Source organism: Agrobacterium sp. lyk4-40-TYG-31, assembly GCF_030209855.1.
GTDB lineage: Bacteria > Pseudomonadota > Alphaproteobacteria > Rhizobiales > Rhizobiaceae > Agrobacterium > Agrobacterium vaccinii.
In genome coordinates, this window is the sequence record NZ_JARVRE010000005.1 from 694,231 (window position 1) to 714,185 (window position 19,955).

A 19,955-nucleotide genomic window follows, 5' to 3' on the forward strand; every position below is an offset into this window, starting at 1 on the left:
TCAACTATCCTCGAGCAAGATTTCGATGCGGCGGTTTGCACCGTCGAGCGGATCGGCCGTGGACTGCAAGCGACGGTCGGCAAAGCCGGAAAGCTGCTTGATACGGGTCTCATCGAGCCCGCCGCGCGCCAGCATGTAATAGGCCGCATGGGCGCGATCCATCGATAGCGTCCAATTGTCCTTGCCGCCGCTGCTGTAGGGCCGTGCATCGGTGTGGCCACGAATGACGACGGCGCCCTTCTGCCTGCTCAGCACTTCGCCGATCTTCTGCATGGCCAGCACCAGATCCTTCTGCGGCACAGCCGAACCGACATCGAACATGGCCGTATTGGCCTTTTCTGAGATCGTGATCAGCGTTCCGCCTTCGGCTGGCGTCACGACGATGCCTTCCGCAAGCTTGCCCGCAACGCCTGCGACCTGCTGGGTAATCTCGTCGCGCAATTCGTCGGTCGTCTTTTCCTGCGTTTCCGCTGCCGCCTTCGCCGCCTTGGACTGGACAGGCTTGGCAGATTCCTCACCGATTTCGTCGGCAGAGCCGGGATCGACCTTTTGCGCCTTGATCGCCGACGGCGTCGATGGCTCGCTGTCGTTGATCACGCTCGCCATATCCTGCGGCGTGGCAACAGCCTTTGCATCGGTTTTCTTCTGCGCTTTTTCGGGCAGCGCCGTGTCCTGAATGGACATGCCATTCTGGTCGGGGCGCACTTCCACCTGTTTGCTCCAAAAATCCGGGTCGAACGGGTCGCGGTAGGCTTCACCACCCGACGCGCCAGTCGAAGGACCGGAATTGCTGGCACCGCCCTCGCCCTTGGAGCTGACATTGGCCTGCTGGCCAACTTCCTGCGCGATTTCGGCCAGAACGGCATATGGGTTTTCAAACAACGCCGCTTCGGAATAGGCGGTGTTGTCGCCCGCAGACGAGGTCATGTCTTCACCGCTCGCCGCAGCAGCAGCGTCCTGCGGCTTTTCGGATTTGGTGTCAGACGTCTGCTGCGTCTGCTCACCCTTGGCGGTCTTCGCAGGCTGCTTCATGCCACGGTCCGCGGGCTTTTCATCCGTCAGCTTGATGGGGTTGAAATAGCTGGCGACCGAGGCTTTCGTCGGCTCATTTGCAGCATTGACCAGCCACATGACCAGAAAGAACGCCATCATCGCGGTCATGAAATCCGCATAGGCGATTTTCCACGCACCACCATGCGCACCGTCGTGGCCACCCTTGTGGCGTTTGACGATAATGATCTCGTTCTTGCCGTGATGGTGATTTTCGCCTTCACTCATCGGCTAGACCCCGCGTGTTCTGGAAGAACTCCGAAAGTCTTGTCATCAAGACCGAGCTATCCAGTTGAACTTTGATATCGATGTCATCGGACGCATCGTAATCGACCTGATTGTCGACATCGCCAAGCGTTTCGCGGATGCGCGCCAAAAGCCGGTCGGGACCGGTGATCTTGATCGTTCCGGCAAAACCGTCCTGTATCTCGCGGATGATCTTCGCCGAAACATCCGTCGCTGCCGTATTTGCCAGTTCCCGCTCCATGACCGTTTCGAACAGGCGAAGACAGGCGGACTCGACGTTTCCGGCAATCGCATGCTTCATCGATGTGACCGACGTGGCGAGATGCGTCGCGATCTCGTCCTCATAGCGCGTGCGCATCGCCTCCATCTCTTTATCGTGGAGGGCGCGCAACGCGTCGAGTTCGGTTTCCTGGGCCAGAAGCTGCTCGCGCTTTCCCGCCTCCTGGCCCTCCGCAAAGGCCTTGTTCTTTACCTCTTCGATATCGACGACGACCTCGGGTTCTGCCGGCCAGTCGCTCTCGAAACTCGTAACAGGTGTCTCCATCGCGAAATGGACGACTGGTTTAGGTGTCGTGTCCTGACTGAAGTCCTTGAGATATCTCGCCAGCGCTCCGCTCATGGCCGCACCTCGCCCAATATCGCGCTTGTCTTTTCGATGGAGAAGAGAATCATGAAATCATCCGCAAGGCAGTCAGAGAGGGCCGGCAGAATTCTGTCGCTTTGATTGAGAAAGCACAGACACCCGGCAGCAATTCAGTTTTCTAAAATAGAGAGTCAAACTTGTGCGAGGATGAACCCCGTCACGCATCACCCAAACAGACTGGCCAGGCTTTTGCGATGATTATTGGCCATGGACACGACCTCGACCGCCAGATCGCGCTGCGTCTTATAGGCCGTCAACCGGGTGGATTCTTCTTCCATATTGGCATCCACCAGACGGCTGACGCTCTTGTCCATGGAATCCTTCAGCGAGCTCACGAATGTCGTCTGCTGGTCCATGCGGTTGGACATCGTGCCCAATGAAGCACCCAACTGTTTGAGTTGACTGGACAATTGCCCAACGACATAGACCATGTCATCAAGTTCGTCTCTGGTGGTCGCATCGGAAACGGAGATTTCCGTGCCGGACGCCGCCGTCGCAGAGTTGGCGTCGAGCAGGTAATATTCGCGCGCCGAGGAGCCGCCATTTGCGTCCCGCGCGCTTGCATCGACGCCCTTCGTCAGCAGGCCCCGGTTGGCGTCGTTCGTATCTACGAGCGTCGTTTCGGCGGTGTTGACGGTCAGATACTCCAGCGAGATCGAGCCGGAGATGCCCTTGTGGAACGAGAACGGCACGACTTTTTCCGCAGGAAGCTGCTCGCTCGAATTGAAAAGCCAATTGTCGCCAGAGAAGGTCGCGGCTTGAGAAATCGAGTACAGATTGTCCTTCAACGCACCGATGGCGTTGTTGATCTGGCTGCGGTCGGTGCCAGTTTCATAGGCCGTCGTCAACTGCGTCATGATCTGATCCGTGACGTCAATCATCGAGGAGACGGCCTCATAGGTGGTGTCGACCTTGGAGGCTCCGAGATTGAGTGCATCGCCGATGCTGGTCAGAACATTGCCGTCCGATGTCAGGTTAGTGGCTGTCGACCAATACCCGGAATTATCCGCAGCGGACGCAATCTTGTAACCCGACGTCACGCGTTCCTGCGTCTTTTGAAGGGTGTCGTTGCTGAACAGAAGCGTCTGAAGCGCACTCTGCACGCTGCTGGAAGAAAGGATATTGGTCATGGTACCTACGTCGGGCCGGGAGGAACGGGGACATGCCAGAACTTTCTGGCGTAAAGCCGCACTCTCATCATGAAGAGGCACAGGCGCGAAAAGACACGAAGCATCGCACGGCTCAAGGGTTAACGAAATGCTAAACCCGTGGCAAGTCTTCTACGCGCCGAAGCTATGGCGAAACTTGCGTGATGGCTGTTCGACGCCGAAAAACCATATGTTTTTAATCGCTTGAGCAGAAAGACGAAAAAACCGCGCCTCCTTTGCAGAGGGCGCGGTTTGGATCGGGAGGATGCTAGTTTTACTGCTGGAACAGCGACATGATGTTCTGTGCGCTGGAGTTTGCAATCGACAGCGACTGGATCGCCAGCTGTTGCTGCGTCTGCAAGGCAGAGAGCTTGGCTGATTCTTCTTCCATGTCGGCATCGACCAGACGGCTGACGCCGGATTCCATGGCGTCGGAAAGCTTGGCCGAGTAGTTGTCCTGCAAGTCGATACGGGTCTGAAGGGCACCGATAGCTGCGGCAGAGTCCGTCAGGCTGCTCATCGCTGTTTCAACGATGTCCATGAAGGCGTCGATTTCGCCCTGTGTAGAGACGCTCGTTAGTGCAACGCTCATGACGCTGCCGAGAATGCCGCCTTCGCCAACGCCATCGGCGTTGATGGTCGAGAACATGGCATAGGAGGAAATGTTGAACTTTGCAGTCGTGACGCTGACACCGCCGCTGGCTGTGCGGATGAAGCCGTCAACGACGCTGGCCTCGGAGGCGTCACCCAGAACCATCCAGTTTTCACCGGAGAAGGAAGCGCCCTGTGCGATGGACGAAAGCTGTTCCTGAAGCTTGCTGATTTCGAGCTGGATCTGAGCCTTGTCGGTGGACTGTTCGCTGGCGGTAACCAGTTTCGCCTTGATTTCGTCGACGGCGCTGATCGCGCTTTCCATTGCCGCATAGGCGGTATCGACCTTGGCAGCACCCACACCTAGAGCGTCCGAAGCCGCGTTCAGCGCCTTGTTATCGGAGTTCATGGTGGTGGAGATGGACCAGTAAGCGACGTTGTCCTTAGCCTGACCAACCCGGTAACCAGACGAAACGCGATCCTGTGTGTTGGAAAGATCTGTGTTGATCGAGCGCAGCGTCTGAAGGGCAGACATTGCAGAGGTGTTTGTCAAAATACTTGTCATCTGTAGGTCGCCCCTTTGGCAAATTTTTTAAGAAGGGACATTCCGGTTTAAGCCGGGAAACGCAGCAGGCAGCTTCATGCTTACCGATCGTAGTGTTCGGTGCGCTGTTTCGATGACCACAGAAAACAGGTTTTTGGTTAATAAAGGTTTAATAGTAGGAGTTCTTTTACCTTGTTGAAGAAAGCATTAAGCTCGGGAAACCCCGTTAATGTCCATTAAGCTATTGTTAAATATGTGAAATTTCTAAATCTGATAAATTAAATTTTTTCATAAAAAAAGCCGCGCTGTGGGCGCGGCTTTTCCGTTTCATTAAGGAAATGATTAGCCTCTGAAGAGGGTCATGATGTTCTGCGAGCTGGAGTTCGCAATCGACAGCGACTGGACGGCCAGCTGCTGCTGGGTCTGCAGGGCCGAGAGGCGTGCAGATTCTTCTTCCATGTCGGCATCGACCAGACGGCTTACGCCAGCTTCGATCGCATCGCTGAGCTTGGAGGAGTAGTCGTCCTGCATGTCGATACGCGAAGAAAGCGCACCAAGAGCAGCCGCACCGTCGGTGAGGTTGTCGATCGCGGTCTGAACGGTCGACAGGAAGGCGTCGATTTCGCCCTGTGTGGATACGCTCGTCAGTGCAACGCTCATGACGCTGCCGAGAATGCCGCCGTTACCAACGCCATCGGCGATGGTGGAGAACATGGCGTAAGTGCCTGCGTCGAAGGTAGCCGTCGTAACCTTGACAGAGCCGTCTTCGTTGCGAATGAAGCCGTCGACGACAGTCGTCTGAGAAGAGACGTCAGCCTGAATGGCCCAGTTCTCACCGTTGAAGGATGCAGCCTGGCCGATTGCCGTCAGCTGTTCCTGAAGCTTGGTGATTTCGAGCTGAACCTGTTCCTTGTCGACAGATGTTTCGCTGGAAGTCGTCAGCTTTGCCTTGATTTCGTTAACGACGTCAATCGCGCTGTCCATGGCGGCATAGGCAGTGTCGACTTTTGCTGCGCCAACGCCCAGAGCGTCGGTGGCTGCGCCGAGTGCCTTGTTGTCCGAATTCATCGTTGTCGAGATGGACCAGTAGGCGACGTTATCGGCAGCTTTTCCGACCTTCTCACCGGAGGACACACGGTCCTGCGTTGTGGAAAGGTTGTTGTTGATCGTGCGGAGAGTCTGCAGTGCAGACATAGCAGATGTGTTGGTCAGGATACTGGTCATAGTATTAATTGCCCCTTTGGCAAATATATTTGAAGGGACATTCCGGTCTTACCGGTAAACGACGATCAGCTTCATGCCTGCCGAACAATATAGTTAATTTTCGGCTGTCGCTTCGATGACCTGATCTAACCTCATTAAGGTTAAAGACTTCCAAATTTTGTATAAATAAATAGTAAATTTTTAAAAAAAATTGATAATACTTTGTTAACGAAAAAGGGCCGGACCATAGGTCCGACCCCTCATATCGTATGTTGATGCCCGTATTAACGGAACAGCGACAGCAGGCTCTGCGAGCTGGAATTCGCAATCGACAGCGACTGGACGGCCAGCTGCTGCTGCGTCTGCAAGGCCGAAAGACGTGCAGATTCTTCTTCCATATCAGCGTCTACGAGACGGCTGATACCTGCGTCCATCGCATCGCTGAGCTTGCTGGAATATTCATCCTGCAGGTCGATACGTGTGGAGAGAGCGCCGAGAGCAGCTGCACCCTTGGTCATTTCGCCGAGTGCAGATTCGACCGTCGAAAGGAACGTGTCGATTTCACCCTGTGTCGTGGTAGCCGTCAGAGCGACTGTCATGACGCCGCCCAGAAGACCGTTGCTGCCAACGCCGCCGGCAATCGTGTCGAAGAGAGCGTAGTCGCCGGCGCTGAAGTTCGCGCTGGTGACCTTGACGGTGCCATCAGAGTTACGGATGAAGCCGTCGACAACCGTCGTGCTCGAACCCGAGGCCTGAACCATCCAGTTTTCGCCGTTGAAGGATGCAGCCTGGCCGATTGCCGTCAGCTGTTCCTGAAGCTTTTTGATTTCGAGCTGAACCTGCTCCTTGTCAACGGAGGTTTCGCTGGCAGTGGTCAGCTTCGTCTTGATTTCGTTGACGACGTCAATCGCGCTGTCCATGGCGGCATACGCGGTATCGACCTTGGCAGAACCGATGCCGAGTGCATCCGTTGCGGCGCCGAGTGCCTTGTTGTCGGACTTCATTGTGGTCGCGATGGACCAGTATGCTGCACCGTCGGAGGCGTTGGCGATTTTCAGGCCGGTCGAAACGCGGTCCTGTGTGTTGCCGAGGTTCGAGTTGATCGTGCGCAATGTCTGAAGTGCATTGTTCGCAGAAGAATTGAAGTTGATGCTAGACATAAGTTGCCCCTTTAAAACGCGGTACAAGATGAGGGACATGCCGGATTACAAGTACCGGCGATAACGGTTCGGCATCATGCCACTCGGTTCCGTTTTTTAATGGACACCAAACCCGTCACGCACAGTCAAAATGCGCGGCAAGCATTTCCAAGTCCTTAATTTTAGCAGTATCGGCTTCCCCCTCGATTCTAATGGTTAATGTTGCGCAAACAGCCGGTTAGAGGGGTTAACCAGAATGAGACAGGTACGTGCGCGCGAAGACCTGTTTCAAGCAAGCTTCGCCCGATAGTATCTGTCGAATTTCTAAATCGGCAGTCTCCGCGCGCCCGAGAGGCCGTTGTCTGCAAGCGGAACCGCAAGAGAATAGAACGGGACACATGTTAAACGAAATCAGCTATTCCGCCGCCTCGAAGCATTTCAAGACCGGTCAGTACACGCAGGCCCTTCAAACGCTGAACAAGCTGATCGATACCAAGCGTGACGCGCGTACCTATGCTTTGCTGGCCAAGACCTGCCTGCAGATCGGCATGCCCGAACAGGCGGCAACATCCTATGAGCTGGCCTACCAGCAAAATGGCATGGATGCGGAGAGCTATCTCGTCGACAGCATCAAGCTCTATTACGATTGCGGCCAGAAGGAGAAGGCGCTCGCGCTCTCCAACAAGCTGATCCATCGCTTCCATAAATACCCCGAAATATGCTTCATCGTCGGTACGATGCTGCTGGAACGCGGGGAGCCTCGTATTGCCCGTGCGCTGAAAAGCATTCTGATGAAGAGCGACGACATCGAGCACATCAAGCTCGGCGCGCGCATTGCCATCACCACATGGGACCTGTTCGATGCAAAAGACATCGAGACGGCTCGCCTGCTTCTGGCGAAATTGCCACGCCAGCAGGCCGTGCGCCTGATGTATCTGGTCTTCTGCCGTGAACACAGCAAGTTCGACGCCATCGAAAAGCATCAGCCCATCATCGATGAGGTGGTTGCCAACGGAGATGTGAATTTCATCTCGCTGGATGGCACCTTCTTCAATCTCCACTGGAGTGGTGACGAACACATCAACCAGCTTGCGCGCAGCAACACGCCTGCCTTCAAGCCGGAGATGAGCGTCGCACGTCGGCAGATGCCCCATGAGTGGGGCAGCAAGATACGGATCGGCTATCTTTCATCCGACCTTTTCGACAAGCATGCCACCATGAAGCTCATTCGCCGCGTGCTGGAGCTACACGACCGTGATCGCTTCGAGATCACGCTGTTTTGCCATTCAGCACCGGATTTGTTGAAGACCAACGAGGCCGACCGCAGCCTGTGGGGTGACGTGGTCACGATCCGCGAGATGAGCAATGATGAGGCACTGGCCGAGATCAAGGCGCGCAACATCGATATCCTGGTCGACCTGAAAGGCCATACGGCGGGCAACCGCACAGCCATCCTCAACATGGGCGCAGCTCCAGTGCAAGTCGCATGGATCGGCTTTCCCGGCTCCACGGTCAATGTCGATCTGGACTATGCCATCGGCGACCATTACGTGCTGCCGGACAGCTCCAAACCGCACTATTACGAAAAATTCGCGCGCCTGCCCGAGACCTATCAGCCGAACGACCCGGTCAACCGCCCGCTGGCCAAACAGCTCAGCCGCGCCGATGTCGGCCTGCCGGAAGATGCCTTCGTTTTCGCGTCCTTCAACGCCAACCGCAAGATCACGCCGCGCGTTGCCGAAATCTGGGGCGATATCCTCAAGCGCACCCCCAACAGCGTCATCTGGATCCTGCACAACAGTCAGGACAGCAAGGCCAATATCCTGGCCAAGTTCATGGCGATGGGCATTCCAGCCAAGCGCGTGTTCTTCATGGCAAAGCTGGATTTCGAGCTTCACCTCAATCGTATCACCGTGGCCGATCTCGGCCTCGATACCTTCCCCGTCAACGGTCACACGACGACGTCGGAACAGCTATGGTCCGGCCTGCCAGTGCTGACGGTCAAGGGCACCAATTTCGCCTCGCGCGTCAGCGAAAGCCTGTTGCATGCCATCGGCGCGCCGGAACTGATTGCGCAAGACGAGGCAGCCTATGTCGATCAGGCCGTGGCCTATGCGCAGGATCAGGCACCGTTGAAGGAAATTCGCGCGCGCATCGATGCGAACCGTTTCGTCAAGCCGCTGTTCGATGCCGAACGCTTCTGCCGCCACCTTGAGACTGCTTACGAAATGATGGTCGAGCGGGCAAAGACGGGTGAAGCACCGGACCACTTCGACGTCCCTGCCCTGCCCCCACGGACGGGCGCATTCGAGGTGCGATAAAACGCGAACGGCCTGAATCCCCAAGGGAGTTCAGGCCGGTTTGATACCGGGACAAAAGCGTGCATCGCAACGATATATCAGTGGATGTAGCCCATGCGGATCGCCTTTGCGATGGCCTGGATGCGGTTGACCGAATCGAGCTTTATGGTCGCAGAGCCGAGATAGGCGTTGACGGTGTGAACCGACAGGCCAAGCTTCACGGCAATTTCTTCGCTGATGCGGCCATCTCCAGCAAGCTGAAGGCAGGCGACTTCGCGTTCGCTGAGGGATTCGGCAGGTGTGACACGGCGTTCGTCGAGCGCCAGAAGATCCACCATGATTTCCGTGCACTTGATGTGCTGTTCCAGAACGATCTCGTTGTCCAGCAGCAGGTTTCCACCGCAGAACACGACGTAGCCGTTGCCGATCGTACCCAGCCGCACCGGCAGCGCCAACCCGGCATAGGACAGATCGTCATTGGCAAGCCGGACCATCAGCGCAGCGACATCGGGGACGTCAGCAAAGCCTGAGCCGTTTTCACTCTTCCATGTGACAGGCAGAAGCGAGCGCTCCAGATGCTCGAGCAGACGCTCGCCCATGGCCAGCACCAGCCGCGTGCTTTGATCACTGGCATTGATACCCCAGTTTTCCAGCTCGCAGAACAGTTTGCGCTTGTTGGGAAAGCCCGAGGCGACGGCCCTGACGACGACGAAATTCTTGGCGCCCAGAATGCGCTGTATCGCCACAAGACGGGGAAACAGATCGGAGCGGCTGGCCGCTGTGGTGGCGCGCGCAGGTATCACAGGGTCTGTGCTGGCGACCTCGGAATCCTTGTAATAGCCCATCTCACGCACCCTCATACGAGATTGTTTCGAACCGCATAGGCAATGGCCTCGGAGCGGGTCTTGGTTGCCGTCTTGCGCATGACGCTGGTGATGTAGTTGTTGATGGTGTTGCGGGAGATGCCAAGGATCGTCGCCATTTCGTCGCTGGTCTTGCCCTCGGCAATCCAGAACAGGCATTCGAGTTCCCGCTCGGTCAAGTCAATGTCCCGTTCGACACGCGATTCCGCCACGATGCCGGAACTGGCGAAGTAACCCGCCAACATACCGGTCTCACGCAGGCGATCATCCACGGGCACATTATCGAGTTCGAACAGTAGCAGCAGCGAAAACCGGACGCGCCCGACGCAGAATGTCATTGCGCAATATTTACGGTCGACACCATGGGGCACGACGGCATCGTCGGGCAGGAACAGCACACGCGGCTTCAAAAGCGCCAGGCACTTTTCCATCTCGCTGACGCGGTTCTGGTTGTTGGTCAGTTCCGACCCCAACCTGCGCACCAGATCGAAGGGCCAGTCGGATGTGATGATGAAATTGAGACCGGCTTCCTGCAAAAGATCTTCGCGCGCCAGCAGATAGTGGGCAGCGCCTGCAAAGGACGCAAGCATTTCGATGGCGGCTGTAACGTTGCCGTCAGTAGCCGCGACAGAAATGTTCCGAATGAGTTGATCGCGCGGCAACTTCACCGACCTATCAAACGGCGCAGCGATGAGCCTGCGAACATCAACATCCACCTTCAATAGCCTACGCCCTCTCACTCTCCTTATCGGAGATCACTTAACCGGGATGGAAATCATTTCCATTCAGAAACACAATCACAATCCGTGGCTTGCATGTCTGGCGACCGAATCATTGTATATTAGGAAGACGCGACGAAAAACGCCATCACCAGCGGTGGACATCCCCGTCTTTATCTCCCTGTCATACCACCAAAAGCATATTGATGTTCTCGGCCTCGCACAGAGTTGATTTCATTATTCCAACGTAAATTGTCGACGTGATGAACAAATCGTAAATTCTGCACCAAAACAGAACATGTGCGCCGGTATGATGCAAGCGATAAAACGGCGGAAGGCCGGTACGAGACCGGCCTTCCGTGATTATGCTGCTTTTTCGATTGCCCATTTGCGCAGGATCTTGGCGGCGCGCTCTTCGCTGATTTCCACCATACGCGAGAGACGGCGTTCCGGTCCTTCGCGAACCCGGCGATTGAAATCGCCATCGCCATTGTCGCCGGAGAGAAGATCGTCGGTGCTGTCGAAGCCGAAGTCGGCGCCGAAACCATCCATGAGACCGCCACCGGCGCTTGCGCCACCCAGGCCTGGGGAGAAGTCCGGCAGTTCGAGCCCTGCTGCTTCCTGACCAAGCTCTGCGGTCGCCGCCGAGCCGCCGGAGAAGGAGCGAACCATCGGACGCACACCCAGCCAGACCACCAGGAAGGCGACGGCAACGAAGGCGAGCGAGTTGATGATGCCGGCGGAGTTGCGGCTCATCACTTCCATGAAGCCCGGACCGGCAACCGCCTGATCGAGCAGCTGCGTTTCGAGGAAGTCCATGGCGGTGATCGTCACCACGTCGCCGCGATTGGTCGAAATACCGGCTGCCGAAGCAACGATCTTCTGCATTTCCGCCAGATAGGCATCGACCTTGGCCTGGTCGGCGTTGTCGCCGATCATCTTGGCAAGGCGGCCCTTGTTGACGACGACCGCAATCGAAATCTTGTCGACCGTGTAGCCGTTACGAACGGTGGCCGTGGTCTTGGAGTTGATTTCGTAGTTGGTCTGCTCTTCCTTCTTGGCCGATTCGTCAGAAGACTTCGGACCGCTGCCACCACCCTGCGGCGCTGCCTGCGGAACGTTCTGTTCCACGGTCGCGGCCGTATCGGGCGTCGTTTCCTGCGATTTCTGGTCTTCCTTGGTGGTGCGCACAGAACGTTCGACCCGTGATTCGGGGTCGAACACGGTTTCCTGAATCTGCTGGCTGTCGGTGTTCAGTTCGGCTGTGACGGTGGAGCGGAAGTTGTCCATGCCGAGGAACGGCGCAAGCGCCTTGTCGATCTTGGTTTCGAGTTCCTGCTGGACGTTCTGGGATAGGGTGAGCGAGCGGTTGAGAGCGCCGTTGCCAACATCGTCGCCGGAGGCCAGAAGCTGACCGGTGGAATCGAGCAGAGTCACGTCATCGACTTCAAGGCCGGGAACAGCCGAGGCAACGAGGTGGCGAATGGAAGAAGCGGCCTTGCGGCCGGCTGTGGCACTGGCACGGATCATGACGGAGGCAGTCGGCTTTTGCTCGCCGCGGCGGAAATTGCCGACGTCGGGCATGACGATGTGCACGCGGGCTGCGGCAACGCCATCGATCTGCTGGATGGATCGTCCAATCTCGCCTTCCAGTGCGCGAACGCGGGTCACTTCCTGCATGAAGGATGTGAGGCCGAGCGAACCGACATTGTCGAACAGCTCGTAACCGGCATTGGCACTATCGGGCAAACCGCGTTCGGCCAGCAGAAGGCGGGCCTTGCTTGTCATGCCGACAGGAACCTGGAGGCTCGTTCCGTCTGTACCGACCTGAAAATCGACATTGGATTCGGCAAGGGCAACGCTGATCTTGTTCAGATCCATCGTTTCCAGACCGACGTAGAGTGTTTCGTAAGCAGGTTTGTTCACGTAGAGCGCAGCGGCAAGAATGATCGCCATGGACAGAACACCCACGCCACCAAGCACCAAAAGCCGCGTCTGCCCAAGGGCCGCGAAGTTTTTTAAAACCTGTGGGAATTGATTTAACAGATTCATTCTGTCCCGCACCGTCATTCAAAGAAACGAAGACCTTTTGGCCTCCATACCAAATTAGACGGCGAAGCTTGCGCGAGCGTTTCCCTCATGGCTTTTAAAGGGAAACCTCAAACTGCGCTTCATCACGTCATGTAGACCGAGATGATCGCCGAAACCTGCTCCGGCGTCAGCGCGCCCATATGGGTGTTCAGGATCGCATCGATCTGCTGGCTGGAGAGACTGACCAGCGTATCGGTGGACAGTCCCTTGACACCGGAGGAGCTGAAGGCGGCGATATCGGCTGTCGAGAACGTCGCAAGCTTTTCTTTCGACAGGGCCGCGACCTGCGATGAGGTCAATGCCCCCACCTGCGCAGGTGTCAGCGCCTCGCTCTGGCTTGTCGTCAGCGCCGCAAGAACGCTCGTCGCAAGGCCGGAGACCGCGCTGGTGCTGAGCGCTATGATGTCTTCGGTGGTGAACAGGGCGATGTCTTCGGTGCCCAGCGCCGCTGCCTGGATGGCGTTGAACGCATTCAGTTGCGTCGTGGACAGGGCATCCACCTGACCGGTGCTCAGCGCCACGATCTGGTTATAGCCCAGCGACCCGACCTGACCCGCCGTCAGCACCTTGATCTCGTCTGTCGTCAACCGTGCGATGATGGCGGTCGACAGCCCACGAATAGCGGAGGACGCGATGGCGGCTATATCTGCGGTGGAGAAGGTCGCCATGCCATCAGTCGTCAGGCCGGACAGGCCATCGGCGCTGAACGCCGCGATCTGGCTGGTCGTCAAACTGTCGAGCTGATCCCGGCTGAGAACGGCAACCTGCTTGCTGGTCAGCCCGGAAATACCGGCTGTTCCCATGGCCGCAAGTTCGCTCGGGGACAATGCTGCGATAAAGTCTGTCGGCAAGCCCGCAACGGCGGCGCTACCAATCGCGGCAATCTGGGCGGAAGACAGGGTGTCCAGTTCCTCAGCCGTCAGGCCGGAGACCGCTGTGGAGGTCAGGGCACCCATCTGCCCGGTCGTCAGCACATGCAGTTGCTCAAGGCTGAAGGCTGCGACCTGGCCGCTCGAAAGTCCGGTGATACCAGCGGTGCTGATCGCCGCGATCTGGCCCGTGGAAAGAGCTGCAATATCGAGTGTTTCAAGTGCTGCGACCTGTTGTGAGGTAAAGGCTCCGACCTGCGTGGGCGAAAGAGCACTGATCTGATCGACCGTCAGCGCCGCAACCTGTGCCGTCGAAAGACCGGATATGCCGAGCGAACTCAGGGCGTGGATCGTCTCCGTCGGCAGCGCGGCCAGCATGGATGTCGAAATACCGACGATGGCGCCCGCGCTGATGGCAGCGATATCCGCCGTCGAGAATGTCTTGAGGTCATCGAGACCGAGTGCGGCCATCTGCTTGGAGCCGAGTGCGGCCACCTGATCACTGGTGAAGGCCTCCACCTGATCCGGGCTGAGCGCCGCGATCTGGCCGGTTGTCAGCCCCGAGATGCCCGACGTACTCAAAATCGCGATCCTGCCGGTGGACAGGGCAGCAATGGCGGCGGTCGAGAGCCCCTGAATCGCATGCGCTGGCATGGCCGCAAGATCATCGTTGGAGAGAACATCGATATCATCGAGCCCCAGCGCCGAAAGCTGCGTTGAACTCAGCGCTGCCACCTGCGTCGAGGTCAGAGATTCGACCTGATCGGTAGAGAGAACCGCCACCTGCCCCGTGGACAATCCGGCAATTGCCCCAGAACTGAGGGACATGATCTGCGCGGTGGACAGCACGGCAACCCCTGCCGTTCCCAGTGCAGCAACCTGCTTGGAGCTCAGTGCAGCAACCTGCCCGGTGGTCAAAACCTCAAGCTGCGCCGTTTTCAACGCCGCAATCTGCGCCGTCGTCAGACCGGAAATGCTGGCCGTGCCGAGAACGGCAACCCGCTCAGTAGCAAGACCCGCAATGATCTCCGTCGAAAGCCCCTGAAGCGCGCTCGATGGCAAGGCTGCAAGATCGGCAGTCGAAAAGACACCGAGATCGTCGGTGTCCATCGCGCTGATCTGAAGCGAGGTCAGCACAGCAACCTGCGTGGACGTCAGTGCTTCTATCTGGATAGTGGACAAGGCGGCAATCTGGGCTGTCGAAAGCCCCGCGATACCAGCGGTACCCAAAGCGGCAATCTGGGCTGTGGTCAGGGTGACGGCTCCGGTCGTTCCTAGCGCCGCAATCTGCTTGGACCCGAGCGAGGCAACCTGACCGGTGGTCAGCGCTTCCAGCTGAATCGATGTCAAAGATGCAAGCTGTTCCGTTGTGAGACCGGAGACACTTGCGGTTCCAAGAACCGCGATGCGATCTGCCGAAAGCCCCGAGAGCGTGGCCGAGGAGATGCCCTGAAGGGCCGTGGATGTCAGCGCCGCCAGCTCCGCCGTCGAAAAGACACCGAGATCACCAGCACTAAATCCGGCAACCTGCCCGGACGTGAAAAATCCAACCTGCGTGGTATTGAACGCTTCGACCTGAACGGTGGACAGTGCGTCGATCTGCGCCGATGAAAGACCGGGAATGCCCGTACTGCTCAACGCGGCGAGCTGCGCGGTGGACAGCGCCATTGCGCCACCGGTGCCCAGGGCGGCAACCTGCTTTGAGCCAAGCGCCGAGACCTGCATCGTCGTCAATGCGCCGATCTGTGACGCCGTCAGTGCAGCGATCTGGGCTGTTGAAAGTCCGCCTATACCTGCACTCGACAAGCTGGAAATGGCGTCGTTCGACAGCCCGGCCAGAACTGCGGTCGAGAGACCGGCAACTGCAACGCTGGACAGTGCCATGATGTCTCTGATGGAGAACGTCGCCAAACTGTTAGCACTTAGGGCACTGACCTGTGCGGAGCTCAGGACGGCAACCTGTGTGGGACTCAGGGCTTCCGCCTGATCTGCTCTCAGGGAACTGATCTGGGCGGTCGAAAGCCCGGCGATACCGGCGGAGCTGATGGCTGAAATCTGGTTTGCTGTCAGCGATTGGGTGCCACCGACGCCCAGCGCCGTTATCTGTCTCGACGTCAAGCTCGATATTTGTGTCGTTAAAAGACTACCGATTTGAACGATGCTCAACGCATCCAGCTGAGCGCCCGTCAGGCCAGCGATGGCTCCGGTGCTGATGGCAGCGATCTGCGAAGTATATAGACCGGCGATTGTCGTGGTGGACAGACCGGCAATGGCCGCCGAGCTGATGGCCGCGATGGCTCCGGTGGATAACGCGTTGAAATCATCCGTTCCGAAAGCCGATAGCTGTTGTGAACTCAAAGCCCCTATCTGTTTTGTCGATAGAGAGGCCACCTGACCGGTTGTCAATGCACTCACTTGACTGCTGGTCAAGCTAGCAACGGCCGCAGTGCTCCAGTAGGAAATCTGGGTCGTGGTCAAAGCAGCAATCGTCGCCGTCGGCAATGAACTCAGCACGCTGGTGCTAACAGAGCCAATTTCCTCATCGGAGAACGTGGCGATGCCCTCAGCCTTGATGGCGGAAAACTGCGTATAGCTCAACGCTTCAATCTGCACCTTCGTCAGCGCTTTGGCTTGATCGGTGTCCAGCACCGAAAGCTGCGCCGTCGTCAAACCGGAAATTCCGCTCGTACCCAGCGCGGCCACCTGTGCTGTCGTCAATGCCTTGATGTCATCCGTGCGAAGCACCGCAACCTGCCCCGCGGCCAACGCGGCGACCTGCTTGGGCGTCAAGGCCGCGACCTGACCCGACGTCAACGACGCGACCTGCGACGTCGTCATGGCAGGGATACTCGTTTCGCTCAGCAGTGCGATCTTGTCGGGGGAGAGCAATGACAGTTGCGAGGGCGAAATGCCTGTAATCGCTGTGGAGCCAATGGCTCCGAGTTCCTTGTCCGTGAAGGTCGAGAGATCGTCAGCCCCAAATCCTTCGAACTGCTCAGCCGTCAGCTTGGCAATTTGGATGTTGGACAAGGCCTGCGCCTGCGCTGTGGACAGGGCAGCGATATGTTTGCTGGAAAGGCCGGTCACACCCGCCGTGCTGATGGCTGTGATTTGCTCTGCGGTCAGCGCCGCAACCTGCGCGCTGCTCATCGCTGATATCTGGGTGGAGGTAAAGGCGGCGATCTGTGCAGTATTGAGGCCAGCCAGTTGGGCGGGTGTCAGTGCCGAAAGCTGGGTGTCGGTCAAATTGGTCACGGCGCTCTCGCGCATTGCGGCAATCTTGTCGGCAGACAGAGAGGATAGAATTGTCGGGCTGAGCACGGCGATCTGCGTCGATGTCAGGGCCGCGATCTGCGTCAGTGAGAGAGCGTTGAGCTGTGTCGAGCTCATGATATCTATCTGGTCCGTCGTCAGTCCTGCAACTGCCGCCACCGACAGACCCACCAATTGCGACGTGGTCAGCGCGGCCAGGACTGCGGTGCTAAGACCAGCGATACCCCTGCTGGTCAGTGCCGCAATGTCCTTGGAGTCAAAGGTCGCGATATCGTCGGTTCCCAGTGCCACCGTCTGGGTTGACTTGAGAGCCCCGAGTTGCCGTTCCGTCAGGGCATTGACCTGTCCTGTCGAAAGCGCGTCAAGCTGGCTGGATGTCAGACCGCCAACCGCAGCGGTGCTCAAAGCTGCGATCTCAAGCGAGGTGAGGTTCGTCATGATATCCGTCGACAAGCCTGAAGCGCCCGAAGCGCTCAATGCCTGAATCCCGGCGATTTTCAATGCAGCAATGTCTTCGACTTCCAAACCGGCGATTTGGGCGGATGTCAGCGAGGCAATCTGCGAAGCAGTCAACGCAGCAATCTGTGTTGTTTTGAGGTCGGATATCTGATCGGAATTGAGACCGGCCAAAGCTTTTGTCGTCAACGCGCCAATCTGGTTGGATGTGAGAACACTGATCCTGTCAGACGCAAGGGCTGCCACCTGTGTGGAGGCAAGTGCCTTCACTTGCCCTGTCGAAAGGGCCGCAACCTGTGTTGCGGTTAGCGCCCCGATCTGACCCGTGGTCAGATTGGCGACAGAATTGGTGCTCAGGGCCGCCACCTGCTCTGCTGTCAAGGACGCGATGGATGCCGTCGAAAGGCCCGAAATCGCCTTCGTGCTCAACGCGCCGATAGCCGCATTCTTCAACGCTGCGATGTCATCGACACCCAGCACTCCAAGCTGTTCAGAATTGAAAACAGCTGCCTGAGCGGACGAAATATAGCCAAGCTGTTCGCTGGTCAGTGCGTCGACCTGAACTGTCGTCAGGCCCGCTATGGCCGACGGGCTGAGAGCTGAAATCTGAAAGGATTTTAGCGACTTCAAAGCATCGGTGCTCAGACCCTGGATAGCCCTGGAGCTGATGGCAGCGATATCTTCCGAAGAAAACTGGGCGACATCGTTGACGCCCAGGACCGACAGTTGCGCCGAGGTGAGCGCCTTGACCTGCTGCGGTGTAAAAGCGCCGATTTGAAGTGGTGTAAAGGCCTGGACCTGCGCGGTCGATAGACCGGCAATGGCGCCGGTGCTGAGCGACGGTATCTGTTCCAAAGTCAGCTTGCTGACATCCTCAGTCGTCAATACCTTAATCTGGGCAGCCTTGATCGCCGTCATTTGTTTCGTCGTCAACGCTCCCAGCTGGTCTGCGGTGAGCGCGCTGACCTGGTCCGCTGAAAACACCGCGATCGCAGCCGAGCTGAACGCTGCAACCTTATCAGCCGTCAATGCGGCGACGGCTGCCGTGCTCAATCCTGCAATGCCCTTGGTGGAGATGGCTGCGATATCGCCGGTCGAGAATGTTTTTATACCATCAACGCTGATCGCGGCGATCTGCAAAGAGCTAAGAACCTTCACTTGCGCCGATGTCAGCGCCTCGACCTGCGCCGTCGTGAGCGCGCCGATCTGTTCGGTCGTCAGCTTGGCGATTGCGCCGGTAGACAGGGCGGCGATCTGAACAGGCGTCAATTCCGACACGAGATCAGTGCTCAGCCCGGAGATCGCCTTGCCCGAGAGTGAGATGAGGGCAGACGATGGCAGAGCCTTGAGGTCATCCGCTGTCAGGGCTGCAACCTGCGTAGAGGTAAACGATGCAATCTGCGTAGACGTGAGCGCGCCAAGCTGGCTGGCACTCAAAGCGTCGATCTGTTCGGTCGTCAACTTGGCAAATGTTCCGGCGCTGATCGAAGCAACCTGAGCCTCAGTCAACGCTGCAACCATGCCGGTCGTCAGTCCAGCGGCAGTCGCGCTGGTAATCGCTGCGATATCCGCCGTCGAGAATGTCGCAATGTCGTCGTTGCCCAGAGCCGCGATCTGCGTCGAGCTCAGCACTTTCACCTGTCGGGAAGTCAGGGCTTCGGCCTGAAGCGTCGACAATTTATCGATCTGGCCCGTTGTCAGTCCCGTGATGGATCTGGTGCTGAGTGCGGTGATCTGTTCTGCCGAGAAGGCTGCGATATTCTCGACAGCGATCACCTCTATCTGCGTCGACTTCAAGGCCGCGACCTGCTTTGTCGTCAAGCCTGACAGTTGCTCTGACGAAAGAGCCGCGACCTGGGCTGTGGTCAGGCTGGCAATCGCTGCCGTGCTGAGGCCTGCGATACCGGAAGAAGAAAGGTTGGCGATGTAATCGGCGCCGAGTGCTGAAATCTGCACGGCCTTGAGAGATGCGATCTGGCTAGAGGTAAAGGCGCCGATCTGGTCTGCGCTCAAGGCGCCGATCTGGTCTGTCGTCAACCTTGAGATCGCACTGGTGCTGATCGCCGCCAACTGTGCATCCGACAGCGATGTCAGGGTATCGAGGCCCATTCCAGGAATGGCGTTTGCGCTGATGGCTGCGACCTGATCCGTCGATAAGTGCTCGATAGCGTCCGAACTGATACCCGCAATGGCGCTGGCCGAAATGGCCGCCATGTCGGCGCTGGAAAATGTCGCCAGTTCATCATAGTCGAGCGCTGCGATCTGGCTCGAGCTCATGGCCGCGATTTGCTTCGGCGTGAGCGCTTCGGTCTGGTCTAGATCCAGCGCCGCGACCTGCGAGTTCGTCAAGGCCGCGACCTGATCTGCACTGAGGCTGGCGATGGAGAGTTTGTCCAGCACTGCGATCTGATCGAGCGTCAGGCCGACGATTGCGGTGGCGGTGATGCCCACGCGCTGCTTCGTTGACATCGCGGCTAGGTCTTCCGTTTCCAGCGCAGCGACATGCTGGGAAGAAAAGGCGCCAATCTGCCGAGTGGAAAGAGCGGCGATCTGCTCCGTCGAAAGTGCTTCCACATCGTCGGTCGTCCAACTTGAAATTACCGCAGTCGATAATTTCGAGATTTGAGCAACACTCATGGAAGGAATGATCGACGTCATTTGCAGGCCTTGGTCGCGAGTTCAAGATCGAAAACAGACTGACGAGGCAACCGGCCCGCAGCAGAGCTGAAGACGGCATTCGTCACCGGCAATCCTAGGTTTCGTTGCTTGTGCGAAACTGTCAGTTTTATCGATATAAAACCCACCCATGCAGCGTGGCAG

General features: G+C 57.6%; 11 protein-coding genes. 1 reads left to right on the top strand and 10 read right to left on the bottom strand.

Annotated elements, in window-relative coordinates:
• The 6 genes from QRN55_RS13905 to QRN55_RS13930 form a co-directional block, all read right to left on the bottom strand.
• Positions 1 to 1,278: a MotB family protein gene (locus QRN55_RS13905; RefSeq protein ID WP_284777129.1), complete on the bottom strand. Its 1,278-nt coding sequence runs from the start codon at positions 1,276 to 1,278 to the stop codon at positions 1 to 3.
• Positions 1,271 to 1,915 carry a hypothetical protein gene (locus QRN55_RS13910; RefSeq protein ID WP_284777130.1) on the bottom strand — a complete coding sequence of 215 codons (645 nt, stop codon included), beginning with the start codon at positions 1,913 to 1,915 and terminating at the stop codon, positions 1,271 to 1,273. Before QRN55_RS13910 ends, QRN55_RS13905 begins: the two co-directional genes overlap by 8 nt.
• A 188-nt stretch (positions 1,916 to 2,103) precedes the next feature.
• The gene (locus QRN55_RS13915; RefSeq protein WP_112498906.1) at positions 2,104 to 3,069 is read right to left on the bottom strand and encodes a flagellin N-terminal helical domain-containing protein; all 966 of its coding nucleotides are present in this window, start codon (positions 3,067 to 3,069) and stop codon (positions 2,104 to 2,106) included.
• Positions 3,070 to 3,361: 292 nt separating this feature from the next.
• On the bottom strand, positions 3,362 to 4,243 hold the full coding sequence (locus tag QRN55_RS13920) for a flagellin N-terminal helical domain-containing protein (RefSeq protein ID WP_111840829.1): 882 nt from the start codon (positions 4,241 to 4,243) through the stop codon (positions 3,362 to 3,364).
• A gap of 321 nt (positions 4,244 to 4,564) precedes the next feature.
• On the bottom strand, positions 4,565 to 5,446 hold the full coding sequence (locus tag QRN55_RS13925) for a flagellin N-terminal helical domain-containing protein (protein ID WP_111840828.1): 882 nt from the start codon (positions 5,444 to 5,446) through the stop codon (positions 4,565 to 4,567).
• Between the two features lie 263 nt (positions 5,447 to 5,709).
• Positions 5,710 to 6,585 (bottom strand): flagellin N-terminal helical domain-containing protein, encoded by an 876-nt coding sequence (locus tag QRN55_RS13930; RefSeq protein ID WP_233135896.1) that lies wholly within the window; start codon positions 6,583 to 6,585, stop codon positions 5,710 to 5,712.
• Positions 6,586 to 6,962: 377 nt separating this feature from the next.
• Between QRN55_RS13930 and QRN55_RS13935 the strand changes: the two genes are divergently transcribed.
• The gene (locus tag QRN55_RS13935; protein ID WP_284777131.1) at positions 6,963 to 8,885 is read left to right on the top strand and encodes an O-linked N-acetylglucosamine transferase, SPINDLY family protein; all 1,923 of its coding nucleotides are present in this window, start codon (positions 6,963 to 6,965) and stop codon (positions 8,883 to 8,885) included.
• Positions 8,886 to 8,962: 77 nt separating this feature from the next.
• Here QRN55_RS13935 and visR read toward each other — a convergent pair whose 3' ends face one another.
• The 4 genes from visR to QRN55_RS13955 all read right to left on the bottom strand — a co-directional run bounded on the left by visR (position 8,963) and on the right by QRN55_RS13955 (position 19,772).
• Complete coding sequence (visR, locus tag QRN55_RS13940) at positions 8,963 to 9,724, bottom strand: transcriptional regulator VisR (RefSeq protein WP_284777132.1); 762 nt, start codon at positions 9,722 to 9,724, stop codon at positions 8,963 to 8,965.
• Positions 9,721 to 10,449: a transcriptional regulator VisN gene (gene visN, locus QRN55_RS13945; RefSeq protein WP_162694669.1), complete on the bottom strand. Its 729-nt coding sequence runs from the start codon at positions 10,447 to 10,449 to the stop codon at positions 9,721 to 9,723. The genes visR and visN overlap by 4 nt, the downstream gene beginning before the upstream one ends.
• A gap of 360 nt (positions 10,450 to 10,809) precedes the next feature.
• On the bottom strand, positions 10,810 to 12,498 hold the full coding sequence (fliF, locus tag QRN55_RS13950) for a flagellar basal-body MS-ring/collar protein FliF (RefSeq protein ID WP_162698142.1): 1,689 nt from the start codon (positions 12,496 to 12,498) through the stop codon (positions 10,810 to 10,812).
• 122 nt (positions 12,499 to 12,620) lie between these two features.
• The gene (locus QRN55_RS13955; RefSeq protein WP_284777133.1) at positions 12,621 to 19,772 is read right to left on the bottom strand and encodes a beta strand repeat-containing protein; all 7,152 of its coding nucleotides are present in this window, start codon (positions 19,770 to 19,772) and stop codon (positions 12,621 to 12,623) included.
• Positions 19,773 to 19,955: the final 183 nt, after the last annotated feature.

Bases quoted from the DNA above. Each gene is read 5' to 3' on its own strand.
- QRN55_RS13905 (WP_284777129.1), bottom strand. From the start codon at position 1,278: ATGAGTGAAGGCGAAAATCACCATCACGGCAAGAACGAGATCATTATC.
- QRN55_RS13910 (WP_284777130.1), bottom strand. From the start codon at position 1,915: ATGAGCGGAGCGCTGGCGAGATATCTCAAGGACTTCAGTCAGGACACG.
- QRN55_RS13915 (WP_112498906.1), bottom strand. From the start codon at position 3,069: ATGACCAATATCCTTTCTTCCAGCAGCGTGCAGAGTGCGCTTCAGACG.
- QRN55_RS13920 (WP_111840829.1), bottom strand. From the start codon at position 4,243: ATGACAAGTATTTTGACAAACACCTCTGCAATGTCTGCCCTTCAGACG.
- QRN55_RS13925 (WP_111840828.1), bottom strand. From the start codon at position 5,446: ATGACCAGTATCCTGACCAACACATCTGCTATGTCTGCACTGCAGACT.
- QRN55_RS13930 (WP_233135896.1), bottom strand. From the start codon at position 6,585: ATGTCTAGCATCAACTTCAATTCTTCTGCGAACAATGCACTTCAGACA.
- QRN55_RS13935 (WP_284777131.1), top strand. From the start codon at position 6,963: ATGTTAAACGAAATCAGCTATTCCGCCGCCTCGAAGCATTTCAAGACC.
- visR (WP_284777132.1), bottom strand. From the start codon at position 9,724: ATGAGGGTGCGTGAGATGGGCTATTACAAGGATTCCGAGGTCGCCAGC.
- fliF (WP_162698142.1), bottom strand. From the start codon at position 12,498: ATGAATCTGTTAAATCAATTCCCACAGGTTTTAAAAAACTTCGCGGCC.
- QRN55_RS13955 (WP_284777133.1), bottom strand. From the start codon at position 19,772: ATGAGTGTTGCTCAAATCTCGAAATTATCGACTGCGGTAATTTCAAGT.